We start from the raw sequence: 25921 nt of genomic DNA, 5'->3' as shown, positions 1-25921 counted from the left end.
CCCGCGCTCAACGCGGCCCTGCGCAACGACCCGACCGAACGGCCCAGCGGCGAGGTGCTGGACCAGATGTTCGCCAACCCGCCACGCCGGCAGGGTTCCCCGCCCCAGGCCGCCAAGCGGCCCTCAGCCGCAGTGCGCCCACTGGCTGTCCGATCCCGCCCCCCACACCGACACCGGTCAGCGGCCCGCGCCTCCACCCCTACCAGCAGCCCTAGCCGACCCCGCCGCCCGGGGCGCGCGAGCGGGGCGGTGCCGTGGTGCTCTCGCCCATCGGGGTGGCACTGGTCGTGGCGACCACGGCGCTGGTGTGATCCACATGTTGGGCATGTAGGAGTCGCCCGACACCAACTCGGGCTCGTAGACCACGCGGACGACCACCCGGCGGAACGTCGAGCTGCCCAACGTCCCGACGACCGCGGTGGCCACCCCAGGTCACGGCCCGAGGTGGATGTAGGCCGCCCAGGCGAGCAGGTCTTCACCCCGGACCCGCCGGAGCCCCTGGACCGTGCTGCGCACGGCGGAGGCCAGCCTGGTCGGGTCGAGCCGGCGCAGGTCCTCGACCTGGCGGTACACGTCCCGCGCGATGATCGGCGTGTACGGGTCCAGCACGTGCCATTGGGTGGCCACCACGTGCCGGTAGCCGATGGCCTGGAACGCGGCGGCGAGGTGCACCACCTCGTTGACGTTGCGGCCGGTCATCGCCGTGTCGCAGGCGGACAGGAAGGCGACCTCGCCGCCGCGCGTGTGCTCGTTCCGGGCGATGTCGAGCACGGTGAGCGGACCGTCGTGGAGCTGCACGGCGCTGTTGACCGGTTCGACCACGTCCACGGTCGCGTGGCAGGCGAGGTGCAGCCAACCGCAGTCCCCGATCGCCCGAACCACCCGGGCCGCGGTCGCCTCGCCGTCCACGAGCTGGTCGTGCGGGCCGCACACCTCGACCAGCCGCTGCCGCTCCGCCTCCGCGTGGACGAGCCGCCGCCCTCCGGCCGCGCCCGCGGGCGCGGCCACGGAAACCGTGAGCAGGTCGGCGACCGGTACGGGCTTGCCCGGCCGCCTGGAGCGCAGGAGCGCGCCTAGCGTGGACGCGTAGGAGGAGACCACCCGGTCGAGGGCGGTCGGTCCCGCCGCACCGTCCTGGTAGACCCCGGCGGCGTGGAGCGGGAGGACCGCCAGGGCGCCGGTGGGGCACCACCACAGTCTCGGGCCGTCGGCGTCGTCGGGCACCTCGTCGCGGAAGCCGAGCGCGTCGAGCACCTCCTCCACCACGGTGCGCCACAGCCAGTCGAGCACGGACCTCAGCGCGTCGAGCCGGGGCCCGACGTCGTCGTCCGCGGCGGTGAAGGCGACGAGGAAGGCGTTCGCGCGCTCGTGGACCTCCTGGGCCGTCAACCGCTCAAGGGGGATCACCTGCGGGCGTTCGGAGTCGGCGGTGAACGCGATGGCGTCGCACCGGGTCGGGTGCACGTTGATCATGACCACGACACCGCCTCCGGCGGCGGCGCGGAGCCGGTTGAACGCGAGGGGCGCGTCGACGTGCTCGAACCCCGGGATGTGCCGGATCCGGTCGACCAGCTCGTCCCACTCCCGGGCCAGCCGCATCCGCACGTCGGACGCCTGGCCGGGCAGCGCTACCGCACCCGTCCCCTGTCGGGTGGCCGGGTCGTCGTCCAGGAGTCGTCGGATCTCGCGCAACCTGGCCGCCGTGCCGGGGTCGGCCTGGTCGAGCTCGTCGAGTTCGCCGCGGATGGCCAGTTGCTGGTTCCACAGGATGCCCCGCCCCTGTTCCAGGATCTCCACCGCCGCCACGGGGTCGTCCGCCTCGATCGCGCAGACGGCCGCGGTGGACGCGAGGCCGCTCCACCGGTGCAGGTGGTCCTCCTGGCTGTCGCGGTCCAACCCGCGCCACACCAGGCGGGGCAGGAGCCTCATCGCCTTGCGGTAGGCCGCCACCGCGCGGGCGAGGTCCCCCTCGTACCAGGCTGCGGAAGCGAGGAACTCCGCTCCCTTGATCCTCATGTCGGTGGGCGCCGCGGGGAGGTCCACCGCGGTCTCCACGAGCTTCCACAGCTCGGCGAGCCCCTCCGGGTCGGCGCCCGGTGCCGACCGCCGGGCGCCGAGCGCGGACGCGAGGCTCAACGCGTAGAGCGAGTAGTCGAAGTGGTCCGGCGACACCGCGTCGACAGCCCTGCGGTGGGCGTCGATCGCCTCGTCCAGGTCCGTCTCGTCGCTCATCGCGGTGTAGCGCAGCCGCAGGGCGGTGCCGAGGTCGTTGAGGTACATCGGCAGGTGGGGGTGGTTCGGCGCGGTGCGGGCGACCACGTGGCGGAGCAGCCCGATCGCCTCGTGCAGGTCTTCGGGGCGGGCGTGCCCGTGGTGGAACGAGTCCATCAGGACGGCGGCGAGTCGTGCTTCCCGGGCGGATCTGGCCGAGTCGGCGGGGGTGGTGGCGGCCAGGACGGCGCGGCAGTGCGCGAGGGTGGCCCGCAGGTCCGCTTCGTGACGGGAGCGCTTGTAGCGCTCCCAGTGCGCGCTGCCCAGGTTCTGGACGACCTCGGCGCGGTCCGGGTCGTGGTCGGGCATGTCCGCCAGGAGCCGTTCCCCCAGGGCCGTGCACTCGTCGAGGTCGGACAACCGCCCGAACCGCTGGAACCGGAGCAGCAGGCAGACGGCCAGGACGTTCAGGTCCGAGTCCGGCCGCTTCCCCTGGTCGCTCCACGCCCGCGCGGCGGCCCGGCAGTACCGGATCGACTCCTCCAGGTCGGCCGGGTCGCCGAACGCCTCGTAGCGGATCCCCAGCCGCCTGGCCAGGAGCAGCAGGTCCGGTGGCCGGTCGCCGACCCGCGCGAGCAGGTCGCGGAGGATCCTGATCGAGCGGTCGACGTCCGCACGGGCGCCGAACGCGGTGAAGCGCGTGTCGAGCACCCTGGACAGGGCGCGGGCGTACGCGTCGCGTTTGTCGTGGTCCTCTTCGGCGGCGACGGCGCTCTCGCAGTCGTGCACGGCTCGCGCCAGGTCGGCGCGGTCGCCGCTCAACGGGAACCGGACGCGGAGCAGCTGGGCCCGCTCCACTTGGAACTCCCGCTCGAACGAGGGCGGCAGCGCCGACGCCACCTCGTGCAGCACGGTGAGCGCGGTGTCGACGTCGCGGGCGTCGGAGTTCGTCTGTGCCCTCGTCACCAGTGCCTTGAGGTGCGCCATGCACATCGCCCACATGCGCTCGTGCGGCACCGGCTTCGACCCCGGCTCCCGGCACAGGGCGAGGGCCCTGCCGGACAGCGCGACGGAGGCGGTCAGGTCCGCCGGGTCGCCGCGGTACTCGTGCCGGTCCCGCAACACCGCGGCCAGCCGCGTCAGGCGCAGCGGGAACTCCGGGTCGGTCGCGGCGCCGACCGCCACGATCCGCCGCCCCAGGTCCACCAGGCGGTCGGCCAGCGCGAGATCCCGGTCGACCGCCAGCAGGTCGTCCAGCACCGCGAAGGCGATGTCCAGGTACTCGGCCCTGGCCCGGCCCCAGTCGGCCGGATCCCCGTCGGCCCTGTCCACTGCCGCCGCGGCGGCGCGGATGTCCCCCACGTCGCCGGTGAGCCGGTACCGCTCGCGCAGCGCGCTGCCGAGGTTGAGCAGGACACCCCGGCGGAGGTCCGCGTCCCGCCCGGGTTCGGCCGACACCGCGGACAGGATGTCGATGCCCTCGTCCAGGTCGCGGCGGACCTGACGGTCCCCGTGGCGCTTGAGCAGGGCCACCGCGAGGTTCGCCCCGAAGCCCTCCCGGTCCACGTGCGGGTGCGGGGTCTTCCCGAACACCTCGCGGAACAGGTCGATCGCCCGGTCGAGCGCGATTCCCGAGCCGGTTTCAGCGTGCCACGACTGCGCTGCCAGGCCGACCATGTTGAGGAACAGCGGCGGTTCCCGCGTGACGGCCTCCTCCAGCGCCGGCAACGGCGCGGACACGATCGGCAGGACTGCCCTGGGAGCGTTGCCGGGCATCACGGCGTGCACGTGGTGGAAATGCCGCAGGGCCGGCCCGAGGTTCGCTTTCCACGATTTTTGCGGATCGCCCAGGAAGCGCGCCCAGTACTCCATGGCGAGCACCTGCCGCATTCGCAGGACGACAACCGGGTCATAGGGCGAAGGGGACGAGGCGAGCTGTTCGAGGCGGGCCACCTCGACCGCCGCCTCCGGGGTCAGGAGCGCGCCGACGTCGTCGTCGCCGTAGAAGGAGGTGGTCCGGGTGATCGACCGGGCGACCAGCCACTGGTACTCGTGCATCGTCCCCCCGACCGACCGACCGGCCCGGTCAGTCGGTCCGGCTCTCCGTCTGCGGCGGGGGCGGCGGTCCCGGTAGCCGGGGCGACGTGGGCGGCTTCACGTCCGGCGAACTCAAGGTCTGGCCACCGCGCTTTTCCATGGCCTCGATCGGAGGGAGGTCCTCGATCCCCTCGAAACGCGATTCCTCCGACCGCATCGCCCCTCCCCCGTGGAATGCGACCATTCCGTCAACGGCCCTTCGGACGAACTATCGCAGACCGCCACGACCTCTGACACCCTCGCCGAACGAGCGCCCCCCGAAAGGACGAACCGTGCCCACAACGCTGACCAGCCTGCTGATCTTCGCCACGCTCCTGCTGCCCGGTCTGGTGTTCGTGCGGCGAACGGAACGCGACTCGCCCGAACGCGAACTCTCGGCATTCCGGGAAACCGTCGCCGTGGTGGCGGCGGGCCTGTGCTCCGACCTGGTCCTGCTCGTCGGCCTGGTGGGGGCGGGACTGGCGGTCCCGAGAGCCGCGCCGGATGTCGGCTCGTTCCTCCGGAACCCGATCGACCACCTCGCGGAGGTGGTGTTGTGGTCGGTCGGGTTCGTCGCCACCGCGTGCGTCCTCGCCCACCTCTCGGCGGTCGTCCTCGCCTGCCGGGCCGCACGGCACCCCTCGGCGCGCCGGCTCAGCGACACCCAGCAGTCCGCCTGGTGGCTGCTGTTCCGCGAGCACCCCGATGCCCAGGTCTTCGTCGGGTGCACCCTGGAGGACGGCTCCTACCTCGCCGGCTTCCTCCACTCCTACAGCCGCACCGCGAAGGAGCACCCGGACCGCGAGCTGACCCTACGCGGCGACATCACCCACCGTCCGGCCAGCTCGACCACCGCCGCTGTGCTGCCGGACGTCAACGCCGTGGCCATCAGCGCCCGACGAATCCAATTCCTCACGGTCACCTACCTCGTCACCGACGGCGAGGACGACCAGCCGGCGCCCTGACCAGCGCCAACTCCGCCATGGACAGCTCCCGTCCCCGACAAAGCGAGCACGTGGTGCTCGACCATCCCGCGATGCAACTCGGTCACGGCATCACCGCGCCATCATCATGGCTGGTCGGCTCGCACGCCGTGGTGATCACGTCGGGACGCCTGGTCGTTGCCGTTGCCGGCGCTCGCGTTCCCCATCCCCGGTCCACGCCGCGCCACCGCTGGGCACGGTGGTCGGGCTGGTGGTCACCGCCGCGTCCGCCGGTCGCCGGCTCCGCCCGCCCGGGCGGCTGTTGATCCCCACCGGCGCGGCGATCGCGGTGGCGCTGGCATTGGACGCCCTGCCGACCTCGGCTACGGCTCCGTGCGCCTGCTGCTCCTGGTGCGCTGCGTGAGCCCGGCGGCATTGGCGGGTCTGCCGGCGCACTGCTGGGCGGACGAGGTCCGCTGACCCGGCTGCTGTGCCAGCGCGACGAGTACCTGGAGCGCACCGCGCTGCTCACCGCCGCGAGCGTCAACGTGCGCTTGGTGTGGCGCGGGGGACGACCTGTTCGGCGCCGAACCCTCCGGGCGGTGCACGCCCGCCAGGATGGTTTCCAGTGAGCACATGGGTACGACTTGGCATGACGGGGCGCGGGGGTCGGTGGGGAGGGGCGAGCCCGTCGCGTGCACCACCTGCTGATCGACTCCGCCGCGTCGGAGGTTCGCCGGGATCTGCGGTGGTGCGGGTGGCCATCGCGTGTGTCGGGTCAGAGTTGGTCGATCAGGCTTTGGCTGTGGTGCGCCATGCGGAGCAGGTGCTCGGCGGGCACTCCGGTGGCGATGGTCTCGCGGAGGAGTTCGCCAAGTCGGTGGCCGGGGCAGGCGTTGCGGGCGTGGGCGAGGGCGGCGGTGGCCAGGTCGACGTCGTTACGCAGGTAGGCGAACGCGGCGAGGAGTGCGGCCGGTTCGGCTCGCTCGGGGGCGGGGCTGGCCTTGACCAGCTGGCCCCACAGGTTCTCCGCTGCTTGGGCGTGCTCGCCGAGGGCGAAGGAGAGGCTGGCGTCGCGCACCAGCGGGTCGGCCAGGGCGAAGGCCAAGGCGGCGATCTCGTCGTCGGTCAGGGCCCGGGTGCGGTCCGCGGTGGCCAGCACGTGCTCGTGGACGAGGTCGAACCGGCTGCGTCGTCGGCTCGGCCGACCGGGACCGGCCGGTTGATCGGGCGGGGTGGCGAAGACGCGGTCGGCCAGCTTGTTGAGCAGGGTGGTGCGCCGGGCGAGGGCGTCGTCGGGGTCGGCCAGCAGGGCGGTCGGGGTCATGACGTGGTTCGACGACGGCGCGGCGACCCAGACGCGGGTGCCGTCGAAGAGGTAGATCCAGTCGGCGTGGCGGGAGTCGTTCCACGGCCAGGGCCAGCCGTCGGCCGGGTGGCAGCGCAAGCCGTCGTCCTGGTCGGCCGAGGCGTGCATCAGGTGGTTGACGGCGGAGGTGAAGGTTTCCGGGTCGGTGGCCTCGGTGAGCTGTCGTCCGGTGGCGGTGGCGCGCAGGGAGTTGGGGTCGGTGGCGCCTTGCAGGGTGCCCAGCCACCGCCGGTCGGTGTCGTGGGTGTCGAAGAAGTCGGCGAGCACGACGGGCCTGGGGTCAGCGGCGGTGTCGGACGGGGTGATCAAGGTGTGCATCGGTGTCCTCCTGGGTGTGCGGGTGTTGCGTGGACTCGTCGGTCGAGGCGCTCTTCAGCGCCGGTCCTCGACGGGAGCGGTACAGCCGGGGCGGTGTTGTGCCGGGTCGTGGGCTGGTGGAGTGCGCGGCCTGCCGGGGTTGAGGTGGTCGCCCAAGTCGGCGAGGGTTGCGATGCGGGCAGCGGGCACGGTGGCGGCGCAGCTGGGACAGCGGTCGAGCAGGAGCCAGGCCTGGCCGGGGGTGGTGTGGTCGGGGACGAACCGCCACGCGTGCCCGGTGGCGGGGTCGGTAACGGTGATCAGGTCGCCGGGGACGTCTCCGGCGCGGGTGGGGTAGGTGCGGTGCGGGTCGTCGGTGACCAGCACCGCGTCCACGGGCACGTCGAGCGCGGCGGCGAGGGTGCGGGCGACGCGGGCGCGGCGTGCCCACCGGTCCCACGTCTGCGGGGTGTCGTGGCGGTGGTGGAACCCGTCGGGGTCGGCGGCGCGGTGGGCCCGTGCGGCACGCACCGCGCGTTCGGCGAGGTCGGACGCGGTCGTCATGGTGCTCTCCAACCGAGGTCGGCCGGCGGCGGTGGTCCGGTCACCGGAGAGGGCGGATCGCGGCTCGGAGGCGTTGTTCGACCTCGTCGCTGTCGCGGGCCGTGAGGACGGTGGTCAGCACCTGGACGGCAGCGCTCTCGGAAACCGGGGTTACGGGGCGGCGGTCGAGTTCGAGGGGGAGGCCGAGGGCAGTGACGATGCGCCAGTCGGATTGGCGGACGCGATCGGCGCAGTAGTAGCTGCCCACGAGCGTGCCGTTGCGGGTGACGGTGCCGTAGAGGGTCTGCTGTGCGTCGGCCGGATCGGCGACGACTGCGGTCACCTGGCAGCCGTTGTCGGTGAAGCGGCGTACGACGATCTCGATCTCGGGGGTGTCGTGCGGCGTCATCGTTGGTCTCCTCGTGGCGGTGGTGGTACGGGTGGCGGTCCGAGGGGCGGGGTTCCGCCCCCTGGACCGGGGTGGGTTAGCGGGCGGTGGCGCGCAGGGCGGTGGTGGCGGCGTGTCCGACGGCCCGGGCGGTGGCGGCGGGGTCGGTCAACCGGTGCACGGTCACGCCGTCGAAGGGCATGTCGCGCTCGTCGGTGGTCAGCCACAGCACGGCGCACCCGGACGCACGCAGCCGGTCGACCTCGTGGCATCCGGCGGCGCGTTCGCCTTGGTCGTACTTGCCGTCAGAGACGATGACCAGCAGGCGTGCCGCGCCGGGGTGGGACAGTCCGAGTGCGCCGTCGAGGGCTGCGGCGGCGGTGGCGATGTCGTGGGAGCCGTCGTCGGCCTCGAATTCGGTCACCTGGTCGGGGACGGTGCCGGGGTGGGTGATCGGGCGGACGTGCGCGCCGTAGATGACGGTGGCGGTGGTGACGGGCACGGTGGCGCGGTGTCCGGCGTGGGCGAGGATCCACGCGGTCGAGGCGACCGGCCGGCGCAGGTCGCCCATCGAGGCGGACACGTCGCAGGCGATGCCCAGCCGCAGCGGCGGGGCGGGCACGGTGCGCCGGGTGGTGCGGGTGAACGGTTCGGCGGTCACGGTCGCCCCGGCGGCGCGTTGGGCGTCGGCGGCCAGCGCGCCGCGCATCCGCAACCGACCGGGCGGGACCGGCGAGGTGGACTTGACCGCTGCCCGGTCGCGGACGCCGGCGGTGGACAGCGCGCGGGCGAGCACGCGGGCGGCGGTGTGTTCGGCGGCGGTGGGCGGGCGGGTGCCGGCCGTGGCGGTGGATCCGTAGCCCTTCGGGTTGTGGTGCGCGCCGGAGAACACCGTGCGCGCGGTGGCCTCGTTGGCTTGGCGGGTGGCGTCCTGGGAGGCTCGCCGTGCCGCCGCGACGGCGGCGGGGTCCTGCGGCGGGGGTTCGTCGGCGACCGCTTGGGCGACGTTGGCCAACGCCTGTCCGATGGCCTGGGTCAGCGGTGAGGGCACACCCGAGGCGTCCGACGAGTCGGGGTCGCCGGACGCGTCGGGATCGGGGTGGTCGGGGTCGGTGCCGATGGCCTGGCACCACCGCAGCCCGAGGTCGATCATCGTCTCGGCGTCGTCGTCGGCGGTGCGCAGCGCTTCGCGCCACAGCCCGCGCAACTCGGCCAGCAGGTCCGCGCCGAGGATGGCCTCGACCACGGCGGCGACCGAGGCGGTCTCGGTGGCGGTGAGGATGCCGCCGTCGACCCGTGCCAACACCAGCGCGGCGGTCTGCGCGGCGTGCGCCGTGGTCATGCGCGGTGCGCGGGCGGGGTCGGTGGCGTCGGTGTCGGCGAGGATCAGGTTGGTCGCCGAGGCACGCAGCCAGTGCCGGTCGTCGGGGCGGCGGCGGATGTGCGCGGCTTCCATGCGGGGCTCTTCGAGCAGCAGGGCGGCGGCGACCACACCGGGCGGCGTGTTCTCGGGTGGGTGCCAGGCGGTGTGTTTGGCGTGCCCGCACTCGTGGGTGAGCAGCCCCCACGCGGTGGCGTAGCGGGCGCGGTCGGACAGGTCGGCGGGGTCGGCGGTGGCGGGGTCCACGCCGAGGTGCTCGCCGTCGACCTCGATCAGCGCCCGGGCGGGGTAGAAACACGCCGGGGCTCCCCCGCCCGCGCCGGGCGCGATGGTGACCAGCAGGTCGTCCCGGTCGGCGATCACGTCGACCTCGTCGGCCAGTGCGGCGGACAGGGTCAGCCACTCGGGGCGGGCGGGGAACACGGCGACACCAACGGCGTTGGGATCGGCTACCAAATGGATGCTCATGACGTGTGGCCTTTCAGGACGGTGGGCGTGGGGCGGTGGCGTGTGGGTTAGATGCGGGTGCCGAGGGCGAGTGGCTCGACGGTGGTGCCGAAGGCGGCTTTGACGGCGGCGGCGACGACGTCGCGGTCCTCTTCCGGGGCGATGCCGACCAGGTTCCCGGCGGCGGCGTCCGCGCCCAGCACGCCCGCGATCTTCTGGAACGCGATCAACTCCCGCAGTTGCGGTGCCCACCCGATCTCGCCCCTGGCTTGTCGGGTGGCGAGGTTGCGGGCGACCTTCACCGCCCGCTTGTCGATCCGCAGTTGGGTCGCGAGGTCGTAATCGGTGGACACCTGGATCTGCGCGGAGAACCGGCTGGAGAGGGCGTCGGTGAGGATCGCGCCGTGCACGCCCGGGTTGTGCCCGGCGATGACGTAGAACCCCGGCGCGGCGTCGACGACCTCGCCGCCGTTGGCCTTCACCACGATCCGGCGGCGGCCGTCCATCGCCGGGTAGACCACGGCGAGCACGGTGGGCGGGATCAGGGTGGCGTCGTCGATGAACAGCGGCACACCCTCGCGCATCGCACGTACCAGCGGACCGTGCACGAACACGTACCGGCCATCGTCGGTCTGGGTGTACTCCCCCACGAAATCCGCCACCGTGGTGTCCCCGTCACCCTGCACCGTCACCAAATCGGGAAAGGCCGCCTCCACCACACTGGTCTTGCCCGTACCCGGCGGTCCGTACAGCAGCGCGGCGACACCTGCGTCGCGCAACCGCCGCAACGCGGTCACATCCGGCATCCCCGACAACACCCGGGGGTGGTAGGTCATCCCGTTCGGGCGCGCGACCGGACCGGTCACCACCACCGCCGGTGCCGGCGCGGTGGGCGCGGCGGCGGGGGCGAGTGTGTTCGTGCGACGCGGGCGGGACGCGCCGGACGGGGCGGGCGCGGGTGCGATGGTGGGGGCGGCGACGGCGGCGGTGGTCGCGGTGGCGCGGTAGGCCAGCGGCGTGGTCGCCGCGATGTCAGCCTCGCCCCGGTCGGCGAGCACTGTCAACGCGTTGCCCACCGCACCCGACGACCGACCACCGAGCCGGGCGGCGATGGCACGCGGGGTCAACGCGCTCGCCGGGTCGTCGGCGAGAATCCGGGCGACCATGGCGCGTAGTTCCCCGTTGCGCAACCGCGATGCCGACCCGCCCGTCGGGGGCGTCGGCGCGGCGGGCGGGATGCCGACGGGTGGCGGGAGCGCAGTCATCGCGCGTCCTTCCGGTCAAGGGCGGCGACCGTCGCGGCGATCACGGGGAACGGAACCCGGGTCAACCGTGCGCGCCACGCCCCGCCGTGCGCGTGGACGGTGAGGTCCACCTGATCGGTGTTGTGGATCACGACGCGAGCACCGGTTGTCGGATGACGGTGCACACGTCCGCTCGCACTGCTGATGAAACCGTGCCTACCGAGCCAGGTGCACACGTCGACGGGTGGCCGGGTGGGCAGGTCGGGTGTGGTCATCACGAATCCTTTCGGGCTGTGCGGGGTGGCGGGTGGTGATGTCAGGCGGCGACGGACTCGACGGCGTCGCCGGCGTTCTGGTGGCGTTCGGCGGCGGTATCCGCCGTGTCCGGGATGGCGTGGTCTTCCGACCACCCGCAGCAGCAGAACGCGGTGGCGGTGCCGTCGTCGTTGGCGGTGGTGTCGGCGTAGCACATGATCGGCTCCCGGTTCGTTTTTGACATGGCTCGCGCCGGGCGTGGCATTGGTTGGGCTTTCCGGTTCCCCCGGCGACAATTTAATTATGACTCGACGCCGCGCGCCGCGCAATAGTTTGACAGCCCATTTTCAAGACTCTTTTGAATGTCACCCGATCGGTTTCACCGAGAAATGCCGGACCAACCCGCGCACACTTCCGACCGCCGCGTCCGACATAACCGCAGGTCAACGCCCCACTGGAATCCGGAGAACCAAAAAGGAGAAAGCGACCAACAATTAATGGCAAGACACGATGAACCAGGAAGCGCATTGTGGAGAACGAAGGCAGGTCGGGACATGGGCGACACCGCGGGGAAGCGGGGGCCGCGGTGACAGGAGCACAGGGAGCCGACCGCAGGCCGCCCCGATGTGTTCACCGGCTTGTGGACAAGCGAGTCTGGGATACCAGAGGAGCCCTCCACGGCCCCCTGACCGGCATGTTCACCCTCCACAGGGGGCACCGTTCTAACACGAGCCCCAATACGAGCCCCCATCTGAGCCCCCATACGAGCCCCCAACGGAAGTCACCGTACGTGCGGACGATCTTCACTTCGACCACGGACGGCCATCGTCCGATGCGGCTGCCCGAGATGGCCGATGCGCCTGGAGACGCGGAGGCGAAGCGGGATGAGATCATGTCGATGCGCGTCCCCCGAAGGCCGTCTTGCGGACGAACTGCCGACCGCCTTGTCCGCAGACTTCGAGACAACACGACCCGCGTGAAACTCTCTCCACAGCCGACTCTCATTCCGAGTACAAGAAATATGCGGACAGATGCACCGTTCCGCACGATAGCATTCCGACACGCAGGTCGCACACGGCACGCGGACCCGCTTCCGGCATTCAATCGCACTCCACCAAGCCTTTTCGGCCGGAAGTCGACGAGGTGTTGCCGGGACCTCGATCGGGTCGACTCGTGCAATCTGCCTCACTCGAGCGGATTTCGGCGTATGGCCGCCGACATGGCGGAGACGGCGCCTTGACCGTGGCAGTGGCCGGATTCGGTGACGCCGGTCGACACGATGCCGTTGTCCCCCACACGCACGAGGCGGTCCTCGCGCGTGTGGTGCCGCCGTCTGGAGCGGCGGGCCGGTGGCGGCTTGGCTCGGGGTGTCGGTCATCCGGCTCTGTAGTGTCCGCAGTCGGTCCACGGCGGGCGGTCGGAGGCGTCGGTGGTGTCGTGGCGGCGGCGCAGCCGTTCGGCCAACTCGATCGTTTGCGGGGTGGGGCGGTCGTCGATCTCGGCCAGGCGGGTGGTCAGCAGGGCCACTGTGCGCGGGATGGCGTCAAGCTGCCCGAGGCGGTCCTGCAGGCGCATGATGTCGCGGTAGATCAGCTCGTTGTGCGGGTCGAACGCCCGCGCGACCTCCAGCAGGTCCAGCGTCTGCCGCGGGTCGTGGTCGACCAGGGCGCGGGCCAGGGCGGCCACGGCGTCGATGGCGTCACGGCGGATGGCCTCGCGGGCGGTCTCGATCCACTCGGTGCTCAACCCGTCGGCCAGCGGACCGCTGTAGCCGGCGACGACGCGCCGGTACGCCTCGACCCGCTGCTGCTCGGTGGTGGCGGCACGGCGGGCGGCCACGGCGGCGGCGAAGCACCAGTAGTCGACCTCCACCAGGTCGGGGTCCAAACGGTAGCGGCCCTCGCTGGTGAGCACCACGTCCGACAAGGCGCCCTCGGTGGCGGCGGCCACGGCGCGACGGAGCCGGGTCAGGCCGCTGTTCATCGCGCTGGTGGTCTTCTCCGGTGGACTGGCCGCCCACAGGGCGGCGATGAGCGCCTCGCGGCTGGCGCCGTCGTGGTGCAGCGCCAGGAACACCAGCAGCTCGCGCACACGAGGTTGGAACGCCGCGGTGATCTCGCGTTCGCCGCCTGTTGTCCCTCCTCGCCACCACACCCGCGGCGGCCCGAGCACCCTGATCCGCAACGGCATCCCGGCAGCGCCGGACATGCCACCGGTCTGGAGGCGCGTGGGCAGGTTCGTGGAGTTCACCAAGTCGACCGGCTCGGCGACGGTGCGCGCGGCAGCGGCGGTGGTGGCGTGTGCGGGCGCGTCGGCCGGTTGTGACTGGGTGGTCCCTGGATGGGTCGGGCGCCGGAAAAGGCCGGGTGGGATGGTGGGTGCTGTGCCGGTGATTTCCAGGGCGGTGCTGGCTTGCGGGGGTGTCTCGCCGCCGGCGGGAAGCTCCGGCTCCGGGGTTGTGTCGCTCTTCGGTGCCGATGAAGTGGCGACTGTGTGTTCGCTGCCCTCGTGCGTGTCGGGTTTGCCGCCGGTCCCGGGTTCGTCGTTGGGGGCGGCGTGGTGCAGCAGGGTCAGCAGGTCCGCGGTGTGGTCGTCGCCGAGCCAGAACACGCGCGTACCGCGCAGGGGTTCACCGAGACCGGGGCTGGTGGTGGAAATGGTGCCGTCAGCACGGACGTAGGCGGTCACACCAGGGGCCCACTGGCCCAGCAGCAGGCCGGTGATTCCGAGGTCGGAGCCGTTGTCCAGGACCCCTTGCAGACGGCGGCGTTGGCGCTCGGGGGTTCGGGCCAGCAACACCAGGGATGGCCACGGGTCGCGCCCTGCCTGCTTCGACCGGCCGGTGCGCACCAGGGTGTCGGCTTCGAGGACGTCCAGGGCGGCGTCGAGGTCGGCCACCACATGCACACCGGCCAGCAGCGACGCCTGGGCGGCCCGGCGGCCGAGCAGCACCGCGAGGTCTTCGGCCGGGACGATCACCTGGGCAGGGCCGTACGCGGCCGTCGTGGTCAAGGTGGTGAGCAGCAGCGCGCGGGCCGCGGCGGCGGCGCCCGCGCCGATCAGGCCCAGGCCGTGCACGGCGGCCAGGTCCAAGGCGATCTCCCGACCGTCCCGCACGCCCACCGACAGCACCGACCGCTGCTCATCCGACGCGCTTGCGCCGGCACCGAGCACGACGGGCGTCGTTGACGCGCGCCGCGACCACGCGGCCGCGTGACCAGAGGCCACCTCGTCGAGGTCGGGTTCCTCGGCGTGCAGGTGCGCCAGACGCAGCTGGTAGACCACCGGAGCAACGGGCAGGTCGGTGCGGTCACCACTGCCGGGGCGATAACGGCGACGGTGGCGCCGACGGGCCAGGACCAACGCCGCGCTGACCGCCGAGACCAGGCCGAGCCCGACGAACAACTCCTCACCCCAGGCCACCCCTACCTCACCGGATGTGGGCGGGTCCGGAGGCGCAGGTCGGGTGGGCGGCAGTGTGCTCTGTCGAGGTGCCGGTGTGCTGTGGGGTGTCTGCTGCGGGACAGGAGCCGGTGCCACCACGGTGGTCGGTGCCGTGGGAACGGTGGCGTCGTCGGGCAGGGCCATCTCCTCACCGGGGTGGATCAGGCTCGGGCGGGTGAACGTGCCGCCTCCGGCCTGCGGTTTGCCCTTGTTGAGCTCGAAGATCTCCGGCCACCGCTCACCATCGCCCAGCGTGCGCTCGGCCATGCGCCACAGCGAGTCGTACAAACCGGTCACAGGGTCGTAGGGCAGCACCACCGCCGACTTCGCCCGGACAGGCTGCTTCACCGCGTCGACAGCGGCACCGGCGGATACGGGCCGGGCGGCCGGCCTGATCTCCCGGGTCGCCGGGTGGTGCCAGGCCGGTACGGTCAGCACCACCTCGGAGCCGATCCCGGAGGTGGGCAGGCCGGTCGAGGCGAAGCCGGTGCGGTGGCCCAGCAGGGAGATCAGGACCGCGCCGACGAGCACCGCGCCGATCCGGCGCACCGGTCCCGCCGCGGCCGGATCCGGCAGCCGCAGGCCGCGGACCACCTGAATCGTGCAGCGAACGATGTCGAAGGCGAAACGCGCCCAGGCCACCCACCCGGCGCAGGCGAGGACATCGAGCAGAAACACGGTGGTCATCGGACTCAGCAGCACACCCTGGACCTCGGACCACGAAGGCAGGTGGTCGGGCAGCGGCCAGCCGACGAAGCACACCATCGCCCACGGCAACCCCGCCAACAGACCGAACAGGACCACGGCCGCAGCCAGGCCGCGCACCAGACCGGCCACGAACCCGAGGAGGCGGCCAGTACCGCGCCGCACACTCCCCCGCGGCTGCCGTCGCCGCGGCTGTCGGTGGGACGTGCGCGATGCTGTGGTCACGGCGTGCTCGATTCCATGACGGTTCAGGACTGTTGCCCGGCTGGTGTCGTGGCGCCGGGTTCGCCGGTCACGGCGCTGCGGTCACGCCCTGCCCGGTGCTGTCGGAGTCCTCGGCGGGGGCGGGCTCACGAGGCGTAGGGGTCCGGGTGACAGTGGAGTTTCTGGACGTGACCGGCCGTGAGTTCGGCTCGCGCGGTGTGCCGGTGGAGGACTTCCTGCGCCTGCCGCGGGTGGGTCGGCGGCCGGCGAGCCAGCCGGACAGGTCGGCGGGCTTGAGGTCGGTGAACCCGGCCAACTCGTCGATGCCGATGACGTCCTGCGCCTCGGCCAAGACGTCGCCCAGCTCCCGCTCGACGTCTTCGAGTTGTGCGACGATGCCGGCCCGGCGCTGGGCCAGCACACCGATCTGCTGCGCGGCGGCGGCCCTGCGGACGCTGCGGGCGGTGTCGGCGTCCTCGACGCGCTGCCGGATCTGCTCGGGCGTGGCCATGCTTTCTCCTTGTCTCGGGCGCGTGTTCGGGGTGAACAGCGACGTGTCACGCTGCGAGGGCTGTCACGCCGCGCTGCGGGCTCCGTGTCCTGGGTGGTCTGACGGTGCGGCGCGATACCGTGCCTCCCACGAGGATCGCCCCTGCCGGATGTCGCAGCAGCGAACGGCCCGCACCCGTGAAGGACGGACGATGATCACAGGCGTGTTGATCGCCGAAAGCCTGCGTACCGGCGCGACGCTGCGTGGCATGCGTCTTGTCGTCCGGGAGGTCAGGCGCGTCGCCGTGCAGAACCCGACCGCGGACCAGCCGCCCGTATGGACCCTGCTCGACTTCGAAGCCGACGAAGCGGACGCGAACGAGCTGGCCCGCGCCTTCTCCGACGCACTGGACCAGCCCGGTTGGTACGCCGACTTCCGCACACCCGAGGAGACCTTCGTGGTCTTCCCCGGCCGGGTCTTCCGCTATCCACGGGGCGACAGCGCCGGGCGAGCCGAAGCCCAGGCGTACGGCCGCACCCTCGGCATCCCCGAAGAACAACTCGACTGGCCCGTGTAGCCGACTGCGCGAGCCCAGGCTGGCAAATAGGTACGTCACGGCGGACCCACAGGTGGGGTTCCGCCACCGACCGCTTCGGAATCCGCGGACCCTCCGAACCGGGGCACCGTGCCGTTGGCGTCCCGGGTCACCGACCCGGGCCCGATAGCCTCCTCCACCGTGCAGCTGATCCTGATCCGCCACGGCGAGTCACACCACACCGTCCGCGACATCGCGTCGAGCGAGCAGGGGTGCCTTGGTTTGACCGACCGCGGGCGCGGGCAGGCCGACGCCCTGCGAACCCGGTTCGCGAGTGAACGGCGACGGGTCGACGTGCTGCTCTCCAGCACCGCGGACCGGGCTCGTCAGACCGCAGAAATCCTGCGCCCGGCACTCGGCACGGACACCGTCGTGACCGACCGCGACCTGTGCGAGTTGCGGCTCGGTCGAGGCGACGGGTTGCCCCGAGCGGACTTCGAAGCGAGGTACGGCTCGTTCGACCTCGTCGCCGCACCGGACCGGCCGGTCTGCCCCGACGGCGAGAGCTGGAACGACTTCCGCAACCGCGTCCACACCACGCTCAACACGCTGGCCACGACCTACCGGGGCAAGACGGTGGCAGCGGTCACCCACGCCGGTGTCATCGTGGTCGGGTTCATGACCCTGTTCGCGATTCCCCGCCCCGGAACCGGGACACGGATCGATCCCGACTTCGCGTCCGTCACCGAATGGGAGCACGACGACACGACCGACAACTGGCGCCTGATCCGCTTCAACGACACCGCTCACCTCCGGTACGAGACCACGTGACGTCTCGCCGACCGGGCGACACAAGCAGCGCCAGGACTCCGCTGTCCACCCGGGGCAGCACCTCCCGGTGTTCCGGCCCGGCTGCCGACGTCTCCGCACGGAACGGCCTCCCATGCTTCAGTTCCCACTCGGGTTGGCTTGGGTATCCGCGAACCCGCGGGCAACCGCCGTCACGCCGTGCTGCGGGTGGGCGCTGCCCCGGCCGTGGACCTGGAGTGATCCGATGCCGAGCAGACCGAGCAGCTGGGTGTTCCGGGTGGCGGTCACGGTGACCGTGACGGTGTCACCGGAAACGGTCACCGTGCCGGTGACCCCCTGGGCGGCCAAGTGGGCTCCGGCGTCCGCGATCGCCTGGGCGGGCACGAGTCGCAGGGTGCCGTCGGCGCGGTAGGCGGCGAGGTCGACGGCCTGGGCTCCAGCGCGGGCGGCGGCCTCGGCCTGGCCACCTGCCCGAATCTTCGCGGCCAGCGCACTGCCGCCGTCGAGGGTGAGGCCGGCCAGGGCGGGGATGCCCGTGGTGAGCACGACGACGAACGCGCTGGCCCGACCTTCGTCGGCGCGCCACCACCGGGCCCACCTGTTCGCCGCTGGCCCTCGGCTGCGCTGGGCGTGACGGGTCATGTCCAGCTCCCGGTATCGAGAGCCGAGCGCCAGAGGTCGACCGGTTCGACCGAGGTGGCCGACAGGGTCTTGCCGCCAGGCACGCCGAGGATGAGCGCGTCGCCGAAGTCCACGGCGCAGGACACGGTCACGCTGACCGTGCCACCGGGCCGCAGGCCGCCGGTGGCGGTGTTCACCGACAGGGACGCGCAGGTCACGCCAGCCTGCGAAAGCGCGTTGGCGGCGGTGAACCGGGCAGCGACGATAGCGGCGGCCGGGATGCGTTCGATGCTGGCGGCGCGGGCGGCCTGGTGAGCGGCGTCGTCGATGCGGATGCGCGCGTCGACACCCCGGTGGACCACCACGCCCACGAACACGAGCAGCATGACCAGGAACGGGGCGGCGAGGGTGACTTCGGCGGCCACCGAGCCGTCGTCGGCCCGCCACCAGGCCCACCACCCCTGGGAACCGTGCGGTCGGCGGCCGAGGCCGCACCGAGGCGTCGTTGTCGATGCGGTCATCGGTTTCTCACCCGCCTGCCGGGTCGGGTACGAAGCGCTCGACCGGTCCAACCGCCTCGGCGTGCACGGGCAGGCTCAGCAACGGCACCACCGGGGTCGCGGTCCCGCTGATGCGCACCGACGCCGAGACCGCCCCGCGGTCGACGGTGACGGCGGCGCCGCGCAGCGGTCCTGCGGCGAGCTGGTCGAGGATCTGCCGCGCACTGGCCGTCCCGGCAGCTGACGTCCCGTTCTGCGCCCTCGCTGCGGCCAGCCCTTGCGAGGCGGCGGCCTGGGCGATGTGGGTGGCGTGCGACCACAGCGCGAACTGCACGATGGCCAGCAGCATCAGCAACAGCAGCGGCGTGGCGACCACCAGCTCCGCGCTGACCGAACCTCGCTCACCGCGCAACGCCCGGCGAAGCCGTCGGGCCCACACGCCGTGCCGTGCCGGCCGGGCAGCGAGGAACTCCTTCTTGTTCATGGGAATCACAAGATGATGCCGTTGGCCTTCTCGGTGACCTTGGCGACCACGATCGCGATCACCGCGAGCGCGGCCACCACAAGCAATGCGGTCACCAGGACGGTTTCAGTGGAGTACCCGGCCTCCGGGTGCCGGCGCAGCTCCTCCCACCGGGCTTGCACTACGGTCCACAGCGCTTCCATCTGCGAGCGCATCGCGTTCTCCTTCCTTGTTCACGGGCTGGTCGTGTTCACGCTCGATGTCACAGGCCATTGAGGACCTGGATGAGCGCGGGGTAGGCGATGAATGCCAGGAAGCCGAGGAACAGCGCCATGACCGGCAGCGACATGCGCTCGGTCGCGGCTTGGGCGTCGCCCTCGGCTTCGGTGATCTGGTGGGTGCGCAGGGCGTGTGCTTTGGCGGCCAGTGAGGTGCGGACCTTGGCGCCCTCGGTGCCGGCCAGGCTGACCGAGGCGGCGAGCTCGGCCAGCTCGGTGATGTCGAGTTCCTCGCCGAGCCGGCGCAGCGTGGCCCACGGGGTCGTGCGGGTCAGGCGGGCGGTGTCCAGGGCTCGGCGGATCTGCTCGAAGGCCCATCCGCGGCCGATGTTCACCGAGTCGCCCAAGGCGCTGTCCACCCCGGCGCCACCGGCCAGCGTGATCCACACCAGGTCCAGGTAGGCCGACAGGGCGTGGCGGAACCCGACGCGCAGCTTGGCGGCCTCCGCGCGGGCTCGCAGGTCGGGCAGGATGAACCCCACGGGGGCCAGCAGGAGCCCGGCGACGACGGGGAGCTGGAAGCCCGGACCGAGCCCGGCCACGGTGAGCAGCACGGTCGGTAGGACCGGCAGCAGCAGGCCGGCGATGGCGAGGGTGGCTTTCTGCGCCAAGTGGGTCGAGGTCGACCGGCCGATGACCGCGAGGTCGCGAGCCAGCCGCGGACCGGGGAGACCGAGTGCGCGCAGCGGGGCGACGGCGGGACGCCCCAGCCTCATGGCCCAGCCGGTGTCATCGGTGGCCAGGATCGGTGCGGGAGCCGGGGGCGCGGTGGCGCGGGCCAGGAGCGCGCCGAGGGCAGGGCGCGGGGGGAACAGGTAGACCGCCAAGGCCCACAGGCCGATCCCGAACCCGACGCCCAGGACGAGGTAGGTGATCACGGCGTCACTCCTGCCTTCCGGTAACCACGGGCACCCGCTGCACGCCGCTCGGGTCGGGCTCGGCGGTAGTGGAGAGGAAGCGGTCGGGTTGGGCGACGCGGGCGATGCGGGCCAGCCAGGCGAAGCCGAGGGTGAACAGCGCCCCGATGCCCAGCAGCACGATTTGTCCGGCCGCGCTGTCGTAGGCGCTCATGTAGTCGCGGTTGAGCAGCACGACCGCGACGGCGAAGGCCAGCGTGGTGCCGACGATGACCCGTACCGAGGTGCGGGTGCGGGCGCGTCTGGCTTCCACCCGCATTCGCATCGCGGCTTGGCCGCGGGCGGCGTCGGCCAGTGAGCCGAGCAGGTCGGCCAGCCGGCGGGTCTGCTGGTCGGCGGCCAGCAGCAGGGCGGCGACGACCAGGTCGCCGACGGGATCGTCCAGGCGCTCGCTGAGCATGCGCAGCGCGGGAGCCAGGCGCTCGCCGTTCTCGATTCCGGCGGCGAGGCCGCCGACCTCGTCGCGGATCGCGGCCGGTGCGAGCGGGGCGGTGGCGAGGATGGCCTGCTCCAGCCCGGCGGCGGCCGAGAGGGTGTCGCGCAGCATCTCCGTCCAGGTGGCGATGGCCTCGATGCGCGCCACCCGGCGGGTGTGCTCGGGGTCGCGGCCCAGCACCCGCGGCAACGCCCAGGCCGCGAGTCCGGCCAGCACGGCACCGACGACCCACCCGGTGAGCAGGTCGACCACCATCCCGGCGGCGACCGCCAACGCCAGGCGCAGCGTGCAGTGCCGGTCGACGACAGTGCGAACGCGGTGGGGACGGTTCGGGCCGGTGCCGCGCCAGCCGAGGACGACAAGCAACAGGCCGATCCCGGTGCCCACGCCGAGCATCGCCGCTGCGGCCGTGGTGGGGCTGAGGGCAATGTTCGCTGCGACGATCATGGGGCCCACCAGCCCTCGGGGTCTTCCAGCACGCAGGGGTCGAAGCCGACCTCGACCAGGTCGTCGAGGGTGTCGGTGCGCAGCGCCCCGGCCACGGGACGGGCACGCCGGTCGGCACCGGGGCGGTAGACCTCGTTGGAGATCACCTGTGGGCCGTCGGCGCCCACGACTTCGCGGATCGAGGACACCACGCGGGTGCGACGGTCCTCGGCGCGGGCCAGGTGCACCACGAAGTGCACCGCCGAAGCGACCAGCAGGTTCGTCGCCTCCAACGGCAACCGCTCGACGCCCTGGGCGGCGTAGGAGGCCAACCTGGTGAACGCGATCCGCGAGCTGCTGGCGTGCAGGGTGGCCATCGAGCCGTCGTTGCCCTGGCTCATGGCGTTGCACATCGGGATGACCTCGGGCCCGCGAATCTCGCCGACGATCACCCGGTCGGGGGACATGCGCAGCCCCCACCGGACGAGTTCGGCCTGGCTGATCGCACCCTCGCCCTCAACGTTGGGCTCACGAGCCTGAAAGGCGGTGACGTCCGCGTGGATCTCCGGATCGTGGTCCAGGCCGAGCTCGAACGCGTCCTCGACGGTGACAACCCGCTCCAGCGGGTCCATCTCCGAGGCCAGCCCGCGCAACAACGTGGTCTTGCCCGCCCCCGTACCGCCGGTGATCAGCACATTCCTGCGGGCCTTGACCAGCGCCCGCAGAAACGCCTCCAGACCGACGTCCAGCGTGCCGCGGCGACGCAACTCGGGCAGGGTAACGGTGAGATAGCCGTGGCGACGGATCGACAACGCCGTCACCCCGCCCGCCGTCAAGCCCATCACCGCGAACAACCGCTCACCGCCGGGGAGCTGGAGGTTGACCGCCGGAGAGCCCTGGTCGAACCGGCGCTCCTGGCTGCCGGCGCGAGCAGCGAGCAGCCGCACCAGGTCGGTGAGCTCCTCGTTGGAGCTCGCGATCGGGCCTACCTGAACGCGGCGACCGTCGCCGTACTGGACGAAGACCCGGTCGTAGCGGTTGGCGTTGATCGTCTCCACGGTCGGGTCGTCCAGCAACGGCTGCAACCCGGCCATGCCGAACAACTCGTTGACCACCTCGGCCACGACCCGCTGCTCGACCTCACTAGGCAGCAGCGGCCGGCCTGCGGCCAGCTCGTGCTCGGTGTGCGCCCGCAATGCCTCGTCCAGGATGCCCCTCGCCAGCTCGCGTCGGGCTTCGCGGCTGGAGGTGGTGCCTGTGCGGTCCTGCTGGTCGGCCACCCGCTGCGGCAGTTCCGCGTTCAACCGCTCGCGCAGGTACTGGCGCAGCCGCGTGGTGGCGGCGGTGGGGTCGCCCTCGTTCTCGTCGGCACTCCAGGCCGGTACCCGGCCGCCGACCGAAGGGGCCTTGTCGATCTGCTGGTACGGGCGCAGTGGCATGGGCGCCGAGCAGCGATCGGTCGGATAGGTCATGACGCCTGGCCTCCTTGCTGCTGATGTGGGTCGATGCCCGGACTGGGCGCGGGGCGGACACCACCGGGCGATACCGGGCTGGTGGGGACTCTGGGGATTGCGTGCAGCGCGGTAGCCGGTGCTCGCAGCACGGCGGGTTCCGCCGGTTGCGGGGACGGTGGGGCGGGTCGTTCGCGAGCGGCGAGTTGGGTGGCGACCTTGTGGGCGAAGCGGCCCAGTGCGGAGCAGGAAGAGCCACTGCGTCCCCAGCGCAGCTTGTTCGGTCGCCCGCACAGCACAGCCGCGCCGTTCGGGTCGTGCGGCACCCGTGCCAGCGGCAACACGCCGAGTTCCCAGGCGACCTCGGCGCTGCTGTAGCCCTCTCCGACCAGCAGCAGCACCGGCTTGGGGCTCCAGCGGCCGACCGTGGGCAGTCGGCGGGGCAGGTGCGCGAGGTCGTCGGCGTGCGTCCGCGACAGCAGCACCACCACGTCGGAGGACCGCACGATCGGCAAGGTGGGAGAACCGGGATCGACCCGCCCGCAGTCGACGACGACCACGGTGCCGGGCTGGTCGGCCGCCGCGCGCACGACCCCGAATCCGCTGGTCGGGTTGGGGACGAGCGCGGACAACGCCGCCCGGGCCTGCTCGGCGTCCGGCGGTGCGGCGATGACCGGCAGACCGCCGGGAAGCTGCTGGGCGTGTCGCCACACCAGGTCGGCGTCGCCACCGCGGCGGGCGGCGGCGGCCAGACTCACCAGGCCGGGCGTCGAGGGCAGGGAGAACCTCAGGCCCAGGTCACCGCCCGAGGGGTCGGCCTCCACGACCAGGGCGCGGGCCGGAGCGGGCCACCGTGCGGCCAGGGCCACGGCGAAGGTCGTCACGCCCGGCGAGCCCTTCAAGGACAGGACCGAGACCAACATCAGCGGCCCCCTATCGGAAGCATCACGATCGACAACTGCCCGGCTGGCACCGCGGCGACCTGACGAGCGGCGACCTCGGTCAACTGGATCGAGACCACGGCGCTCTGCTCGTTAGGTGAGGTGGTCACGCTGGTGACCACGGCGGGCCACACGGTGCCGCCGTCGGCGGGCGGACTGGTCGCGGTGCCCGCCTGGTCTGGCACGAACACCACCGATACCCGCGCACCCGCGGTGACCTCGGGTGGGAACTGACCGGGTTTGAGCGCGAGCGCGGCGATGGCCTGGCCACTGGTCGGAATCGCGGCGTCACCGACCGAGTTCGGCGTCAGCAGGGCTCCGGTTGACAGGCTGGTCGCCAGTGGCCTGCCGACCACGGTGGTCGCCCGGTCCGCGCCCACCACCGCCACACCGGGGTCGACCGCGACGTTGACCTGCCGCAGGTCCTGCGCGGTCAGCACCTGGCCGACCGACACGTCGCGGGCCAGCGCGAGTACCGCCCGGCGGTCGCCGGAGTTCAGCGAGACCAGCACGAACCCGCCTGCACAGGCGAGCACGAGCAGCACACCGAGCAGCAGGTAGGGCACGCTTCGGCGGCGGTTGGTGGCGCGCAGCCGCGAGGCGAACTGCTTCTTGCCGTCGCTGATCCAAGGGCCGTCGGCCGTAGCCGCGGGGCGGTTGGTGTCCGGCCTGGTAGTGGTATTGGTGCTCACGTTGGGACCTCCAAAGGCATGGGGGTAGTGCGCCGCGTCGCCGAAGTGATCAGCGAGCGGAACAGGTGTGGTTGTGGAGATGTGGACCTGTGGGGACGGGGTGCTGGTCAGCCGCGGCCGGTGTTGAGCGCCTGCGACTCCGCGACGCGGAAGTCGGCGTTGCCCGTGGTGGTCATCTCCGGGAACGTGCCGCCCTGGCCCGCGCCGGACCAGGTGACCGTCCAGTGCACCGTGGCCGTCACCGGGAACGCCTGCCCCGCCTGGCCGGCCGAGGAGCGGCGGTAGACGTGGCCGCAGTCGGGCGAGGGTGCTTTCGGGTCGGTGGCCGACGTGTACGGCGTTCCAGCACCGGTGCAGGTCACGGTGGATCCGTCGCCCATCGACCAGGTCACCGACGTCGGTGTGGCGGTCGCGGTTACCGAGACACCGGGCACCGAGGCCGTGGCCGAGACCGGCCCGAAGCCGCCCGACAGCCACATCCAGGTCGGTAGGTTCACCAGCTGGTCGCGAGCCGGATTCGCGGCGATCGTCGGCGTGGGCAGCCGGAGCTGCTTGCGGGCCATCTGCGCCAGCTCAGCCGGTGAGGGCAGCAACGCCGCGTCGGGCTGTTGGCCGTCGGGAATCCATACCGGCGGCCGGTACAAGGCGTCCACGACGCCCTCGCCGGTGCACTTCCACACGTACCAGGCGCCGGGACCCTGACCGGGCTGCGCCACCTGCGCGCGGAACACCGCAGCGTGGGCCACTCCACCGCTGGTCGTCGGCGGCTTGTACGCGGCGGTGATCACGCCACCGGACGGCGGTTGGTAGGCGCTCTCGACGTAGGAGCAACTTGCCAGGTTCGAGTCACCGCCGATGATCGTGTCGCCCGGGTTGTTGGGCCTCCCGGTACTGGTGTCACCTCCGGGGCGGCCCGGCTTGCCGGAGCCCGGGTTCCCTCCTGGCCTGCCGGGGTCGCCGGTCGTGCCGGCGTCCAAATCGCACAACGGAGAGGGAGTCTGGCTACAGGTGACGTTGCCGTAGTTGTCACCCGCGAACGCAGGTGTCGTACCGAGGACGAGGCCGACGGCGGTCGCACCTACCGCGACGAGGGCCCGCTTGGTGTTCAGCATGTCCCCACCTCGTGCACTGCGAAGTCGGTGACCTTCCAGGACTTGTCACCTTGTTGCTCCACCTGGCCGTTGATCAATCGCCGTCCCCCGGGGGTGCTGTCGGCGAGTTGGCCATCGTCAGCGCGGTACTTCAGTGCCTTGGTGGAATCGCTGCAGTCGGCCACGACGATCTTCGTCGGGTTGTCCTCGGGTTCGGCGGAGACGACCTCGGCGTCGTGTGTCGCCTCGCCTTTCGTCACCAGCCCGTTGTAGTGATCGCCGTAGAGTCCCCGGGTCAGGTTGGTCAGAGCGGTGCCCGTGGCGTGTCTGCCGAGGGTCGCTGATTGCCAGTCCGAGGTGACCCCGGCCACGGCGAAATCCTGCCACATGCCCTGGTATGCGGCGAGCGCGGAGTTTTTGGCCTGGTCCGTCGGAGTCAAGGAGGCGGTGGGAACGGTCAACGGGAACGAGTTCCTCGCGGCCGGTTCGGACGCGTCGGTTGCGGAACCGTTCGTGTTGTTGGAGCCGCAGGAGGCGAGTACGAGTACGGCGGCTCCTGCGGTCAGCGTTCGCCGGACTCGACGGCCTGCGGCAATGGTGATTTTATTCGGCTGCACATCGCACCCCGCTTCGCGTGTGGATCATCTAACCCTTGTGTCATCAGATCTACACCATGAACCCCTACTAGCTTCAACGTGTGCAATGCACTGACTTTGAAGTCAGGAAGCGAACTCAGGGACAAGGTTCACTCGCCCGGGTTAAAGTTGCAGGATGTCCGACGGG

24 protein-coding genes are annotated in these 25921 nt (G+C 71.9%); 3 read left to right on the top strand and 21 right to left on the bottom strand.

The window, feature by feature from the left end; all coding sequences use genetic code 11:
* Window positions 1–432: 432 nt before the first annotated feature.
* Complete coding sequence (locus tag EKG83_RS14400; protein ID WP_033435458.1) at window positions 433–4269, bottom strand: CHAT domain-containing protein; 3837 nt, start codon at window positions 4267–4269, stop codon at window positions 433–435.
* A 311-nt stretch (window positions 4270–4580) separates the two neighbouring features.
* Here EKG83_RS14400 and EKG83_RS14395 point away from each other — a divergent pair, with 311 nt between their 5' ends.
* Window positions 4581–5252 (top strand): DUF6338 family protein, encoded by a 672-nt coding sequence (locus EKG83_RS14395; protein WP_033435456.1) that lies wholly within the window; start codon window positions 4581–4583, stop codon window positions 5250–5252.
* A gap of 736 nt (window positions 5253–5988) precedes the next feature.
* On the opposite strand, the gene EKG83_RS14390 is transcribed toward EKG83_RS14395, so the two are convergent.
* From EKG83_RS14390 to EKG83_RS14355, 9 genes are all read right to left on the bottom strand, one after another.
* Window positions 5989–6897, bottom strand: a complete 909-nt coding sequence (locus tag EKG83_RS14390) for a DUF4192 domain-containing protein (protein WP_051766971.1) — start codon at window positions 6895–6897, stop codon at window positions 5989–5991.
* 54 nt (window positions 6898–6951) lie between these two features.
* The gene (locus EKG83_RS14385) at window positions 6952–7440 is read right to left on the bottom strand and encodes a hypothetical protein (protein ID WP_033435469.1); all 489 of its coding nucleotides are present in this window, start codon (window positions 7438–7440) and stop codon (window positions 6952–6954) included.
* A gap of 40 nt (window positions 7441–7480) precedes the next feature.
* Window positions 7481–7828, bottom strand: coding sequence for a hypothetical protein (locus tag EKG83_RS14380; protein WP_033435455.1), 348 nt, complete (start codon window positions 7826–7828; stop codon window positions 7481–7483).
* A 76-nt stretch (window positions 7829–7904) separates the two neighbouring features.
* The gene (locus EKG83_RS14375) at window positions 7905–9656 is read right to left on the bottom strand and encodes a VWA domain-containing protein (protein WP_033435454.1); all 1752 of its coding nucleotides are present in this window, start codon (window positions 9654–9656) and stop codon (window positions 7905–7907) included.
* Window positions 9657–9703: 47 nt separating this feature from the next.
* Window positions 9704–10900 carry an AAA family ATPase gene (locus tag EKG83_RS14370; protein WP_033435453.1) on the bottom strand — a complete coding sequence of 399 codons (1197 nt, stop codon included), beginning with the start codon at window positions 10898–10900 and terminating at the stop codon, window positions 9704–9706.
* Complete coding sequence (locus EKG83_RS14365) at window positions 10897–11154, bottom strand: hypothetical protein (protein ID WP_153278083.1); 258 nt, start codon at window positions 11152–11154, stop codon at window positions 10897–10899. Before EKG83_RS14365 ends, EKG83_RS14370 begins: the two co-directional genes overlap by 4 nt.
* A 41-nt stretch (window positions 11155–11195) precedes the next feature.
* Complete coding sequence (locus tag EKG83_RS46870) at window positions 11196–11351, bottom strand: hypothetical protein (protein ID WP_170191973.1); 156 nt, start codon at window positions 11349–11351, stop codon at window positions 11196–11198.
* Window positions 11352–12508: 1157 nt separating this feature from the next.
* The gene (locus tag EKG83_RS14360; protein ID WP_051766970.1) at window positions 12509–15508 is read right to left on the bottom strand and encodes a helix-turn-helix domain-containing protein; all 3000 of its coding nucleotides are present in this window, start codon (window positions 15506–15508) and stop codon (window positions 12509–12511) included.
* A 67-nt stretch (window positions 15509–15575) separates the two neighbouring features.
* Window positions 15576–15998: a hypothetical protein gene (locus EKG83_RS14355; protein ID WP_033435451.1), complete on the bottom strand. Its 423-nt coding sequence runs from the start codon at window positions 15996–15998 to the stop codon at window positions 15576–15578.
* Window positions 15999–16188: 190 nt separating this feature from the next.
* Here EKG83_RS14355 and EKG83_RS14350 point away from each other — a divergent pair, with 190 nt between their 5' ends.
* Both EKG83_RS14350 and EKG83_RS14345 read left to right on the top strand, forming a co-directional pair.
* On the top strand, window positions 16189–16554 hold the full coding sequence (locus EKG83_RS14350) for a hypothetical protein (protein ID WP_033435450.1): 366 nt from the start codon (window positions 16189–16191) through the stop codon (window positions 16552–16554).
* A 159-nt stretch (window positions 16555–16713) separates the two neighbouring features.
* Window positions 16714–17343: a histidine phosphatase family protein gene (locus tag EKG83_RS14345; protein WP_170191972.1), complete on the top strand. Its 630-nt coding sequence runs from the start codon at window positions 16714–16716 to the stop codon at window positions 17341–17343.
* A 117-nt stretch (window positions 17344–17460) separates the two neighbouring features.
* On the opposite strand, the gene EKG83_RS14340 is transcribed toward EKG83_RS14345, so the two are convergent.
* The 11 genes from EKG83_RS14340 to EKG83_RS14290 form a co-directional block, all read right to left on the bottom strand.
* Window positions 17461–17964: a hypothetical protein gene (locus EKG83_RS14340; RefSeq protein ID WP_051766969.1), complete on the bottom strand. Its 504-nt coding sequence runs from the start codon at window positions 17962–17964 to the stop codon at window positions 17461–17463.
* Window positions 17961–18368, bottom strand: a complete 408-nt coding sequence (locus tag EKG83_RS14335; protein WP_265590334.1) for a pilus assembly protein TadE — start codon at window positions 18366–18368, stop codon at window positions 17961–17963. The genes EKG83_RS14340 and EKG83_RS14335 overlap by 4 nt, the downstream gene beginning before the upstream one ends.
* Before the next feature lie 103 nt (window positions 18369–18471).
* Window positions 18472–18927, bottom strand: coding sequence for a TadE/TadG family type IV pilus assembly protein (locus EKG83_RS14330; RefSeq protein ID WP_051766968.1), 456 nt, complete (start codon window positions 18925–18927; stop codon window positions 18472–18474).
* A 5-nt stretch (window positions 18928–18932) separates the two neighbouring features.
* Window positions 18933–19121, bottom strand: coding sequence for a hypothetical protein (locus EKG83_RS14325; protein WP_033435447.1), 189 nt, complete (start codon window positions 19119–19121; stop codon window positions 18933–18935).
* A gap of 47 nt (window positions 19122–19168) precedes the next feature.
* Window positions 19169–20062 (bottom strand): type II secretion system F family protein, encoded by an 894-nt coding sequence (locus EKG83_RS14320; protein ID WP_033435446.1) that lies wholly within the window; start codon window positions 20060–20062, stop codon window positions 19169–19171.
* A 4-nt stretch (window positions 20063–20066) separates the two neighbouring features.
* Window positions 20067–20984 (bottom strand): type II secretion system F family protein, encoded by a 918-nt coding sequence (locus EKG83_RS14315; RefSeq protein ID WP_194283019.1) that lies wholly within the window; start codon window positions 20982–20984, stop codon window positions 20067–20069.
* Window positions 20981–22435 carry a CpaF family protein gene (locus EKG83_RS14310; protein WP_033435445.1) on the bottom strand — a complete coding sequence of 485 codons (1455 nt, stop codon included), beginning with the start codon at window positions 22433–22435 and terminating at the stop codon, window positions 20981–20983. The genes EKG83_RS14315 and EKG83_RS14310 overlap by 4 nt, the downstream gene beginning before the upstream one ends.
* Window positions 22432–23337 (bottom strand): hypothetical protein, encoded by a 906-nt coding sequence (locus tag EKG83_RS14305; RefSeq protein WP_033435444.1) that lies wholly within the window; start codon window positions 23335–23337, stop codon window positions 22432–22434. Before EKG83_RS14305 ends, EKG83_RS14310 begins: the two co-directional genes overlap by 4 nt.
* Window positions 23337–24047 (bottom strand): SAF domain-containing protein, encoded by a 711-nt coding sequence (locus EKG83_RS14300; protein ID WP_033435443.1) that lies wholly within the window; start codon window positions 24045–24047, stop codon window positions 23337–23339. Before EKG83_RS14300 ends, EKG83_RS14305 begins: the two co-directional genes overlap by 1 nt.
* A 107-nt stretch (window positions 24048–24154) precedes the next feature.
* Window positions 24155–25159: a hypothetical protein gene (locus EKG83_RS14295; RefSeq protein ID WP_033435442.1), complete on the bottom strand. Its 1005-nt coding sequence runs from the start codon at window positions 25157–25159 to the stop codon at window positions 24155–24157.
* Entirely contained in the window at window positions 25153–25599 is a 447-nt protein-coding gene (locus EKG83_RS14290; RefSeq protein ID WP_228122614.1) for a hypothetical protein, read from the bottom strand. Before EKG83_RS14290 ends, EKG83_RS14295 begins: the two co-directional genes overlap by 7 nt.
* Between the last annotated feature and the right edge of the window lie 322 nt (window positions 25600–25921).

This window comes from Saccharothrix syringae (assembly GCF_009498035.1).
GTDB classification, from domain to species: domain Bacteria; phylum Actinomycetota; class Actinomycetes; order Mycobacteriales; family Pseudonocardiaceae; genus Actinosynnema; species Actinosynnema syringae.
Note: the sequence above shows the minus strand (reverse complement) of the source record. Positions and strands in the feature narration are given on the sequence as shown.

Coding starts and splice junctions, on each gene's coding strand:
- EKG83_RS14400 (WP_033435458.1), bottom strand. CDS start 4,269: ATGCACGAGTACCAGTGGCTGGTCGCCCGGTCGATCACCCGGACCACC.
- EKG83_RS14390 (WP_051766971.1), bottom strand. CDS start 6,897: ATGCACACCTTGATCACCCCGTCCGACACCGCCGCTGACCCCAGGCCC.
- EKG83_RS14385 (WP_033435469.1), bottom strand. CDS start 7,440: ATGACGACCGCGTCCGACCTCGCCGAACGCGCGGTGCGTGCCGCACGG.
- EKG83_RS14380 (WP_033435455.1), bottom strand. CDS start 7,828: ATGACGCCGCACGACACCCCCGAGATCGAGATCGTCGTACGCCGCTTC.
- EKG83_RS14375 (WP_033435454.1), bottom strand. CDS start 9,656: ATGAGCATCCATTTGGTAGCCGATCCCAACGCCGTTGGTGTCGCCGTG.
- EKG83_RS14370 (WP_033435453.1), bottom strand. CDS start 10,900: ATGACTGCGCTCCCGCCACCCGTCGGCATCCCGCCCGCCGCGCCGACG.
- EKG83_RS14365 (WP_153278083.1), bottom strand. CDS start 11,154: ATGACCACACCCGACCTGCCCACCCGGCCACCCGTCGACGTGTGCACC.
- EKG83_RS46870 (WP_170191973.1), bottom strand. CDS start 11,351: ATGTGCTACGCCGACACCACCGCCAACGACGACGGCACCGCCACCGCG.
- EKG83_RS14355 (WP_033435451.1), bottom strand. CDS start 15,998: ATGGCCACGCCCGAGCAGATCCGGCAGCGCGTCGAGGACGCCGACACC.
- EKG83_RS14350 (WP_033435450.1), top strand. CDS start 16,189: ATGATCACAGGCGTGTTGATCGCCGAAAGCCTGCGTACCGGCGCGACG.
- EKG83_RS14340 (WP_051766969.1), bottom strand. CDS start 17,964: ATGACCCGTCACGCCCAGCGCAGCCGAGGGCCAGCGGCGAACAGGTGG.
- EKG83_RS14330 (WP_051766968.1), bottom strand. CDS start 18,927: ATGAACAAGAAGGAGTTCCTCGCTGCCCGGCCGGCACGGCACGGCGTG.
- EKG83_RS14325 (WP_033435447.1), bottom strand. CDS start 19,121: ATGCGCTCGCAGATGGAAGCGCTGTGGACCGTAGTGCAAGCCCGGTGG.
- EKG83_RS14315 (WP_194283019.1), bottom strand. CDS start 20,984: ATGATCGTCGCAGCGAACATTGCCCTCAGCCCCACCACGGCCGCAGCG.
- EKG83_RS14310 (WP_033435445.1), bottom strand. CDS start 22,435: ATGACCTATCCGACCGATCGCTGCTCGGCGCCCATGCCACTGCGCCCG.
- EKG83_RS14305 (WP_033435444.1), bottom strand. CDS start 23,337: ATGTTGGTCTCGGTCCTGTCCTTGAAGGGCTCGCCGGGCGTGACGACC.
- EKG83_RS14295 (WP_033435442.1), bottom strand. CDS start 25,159: ATGCTGAACACCAAGCGGGCCCTCGTCGCGGTAGGTGCGACCGCCGTC.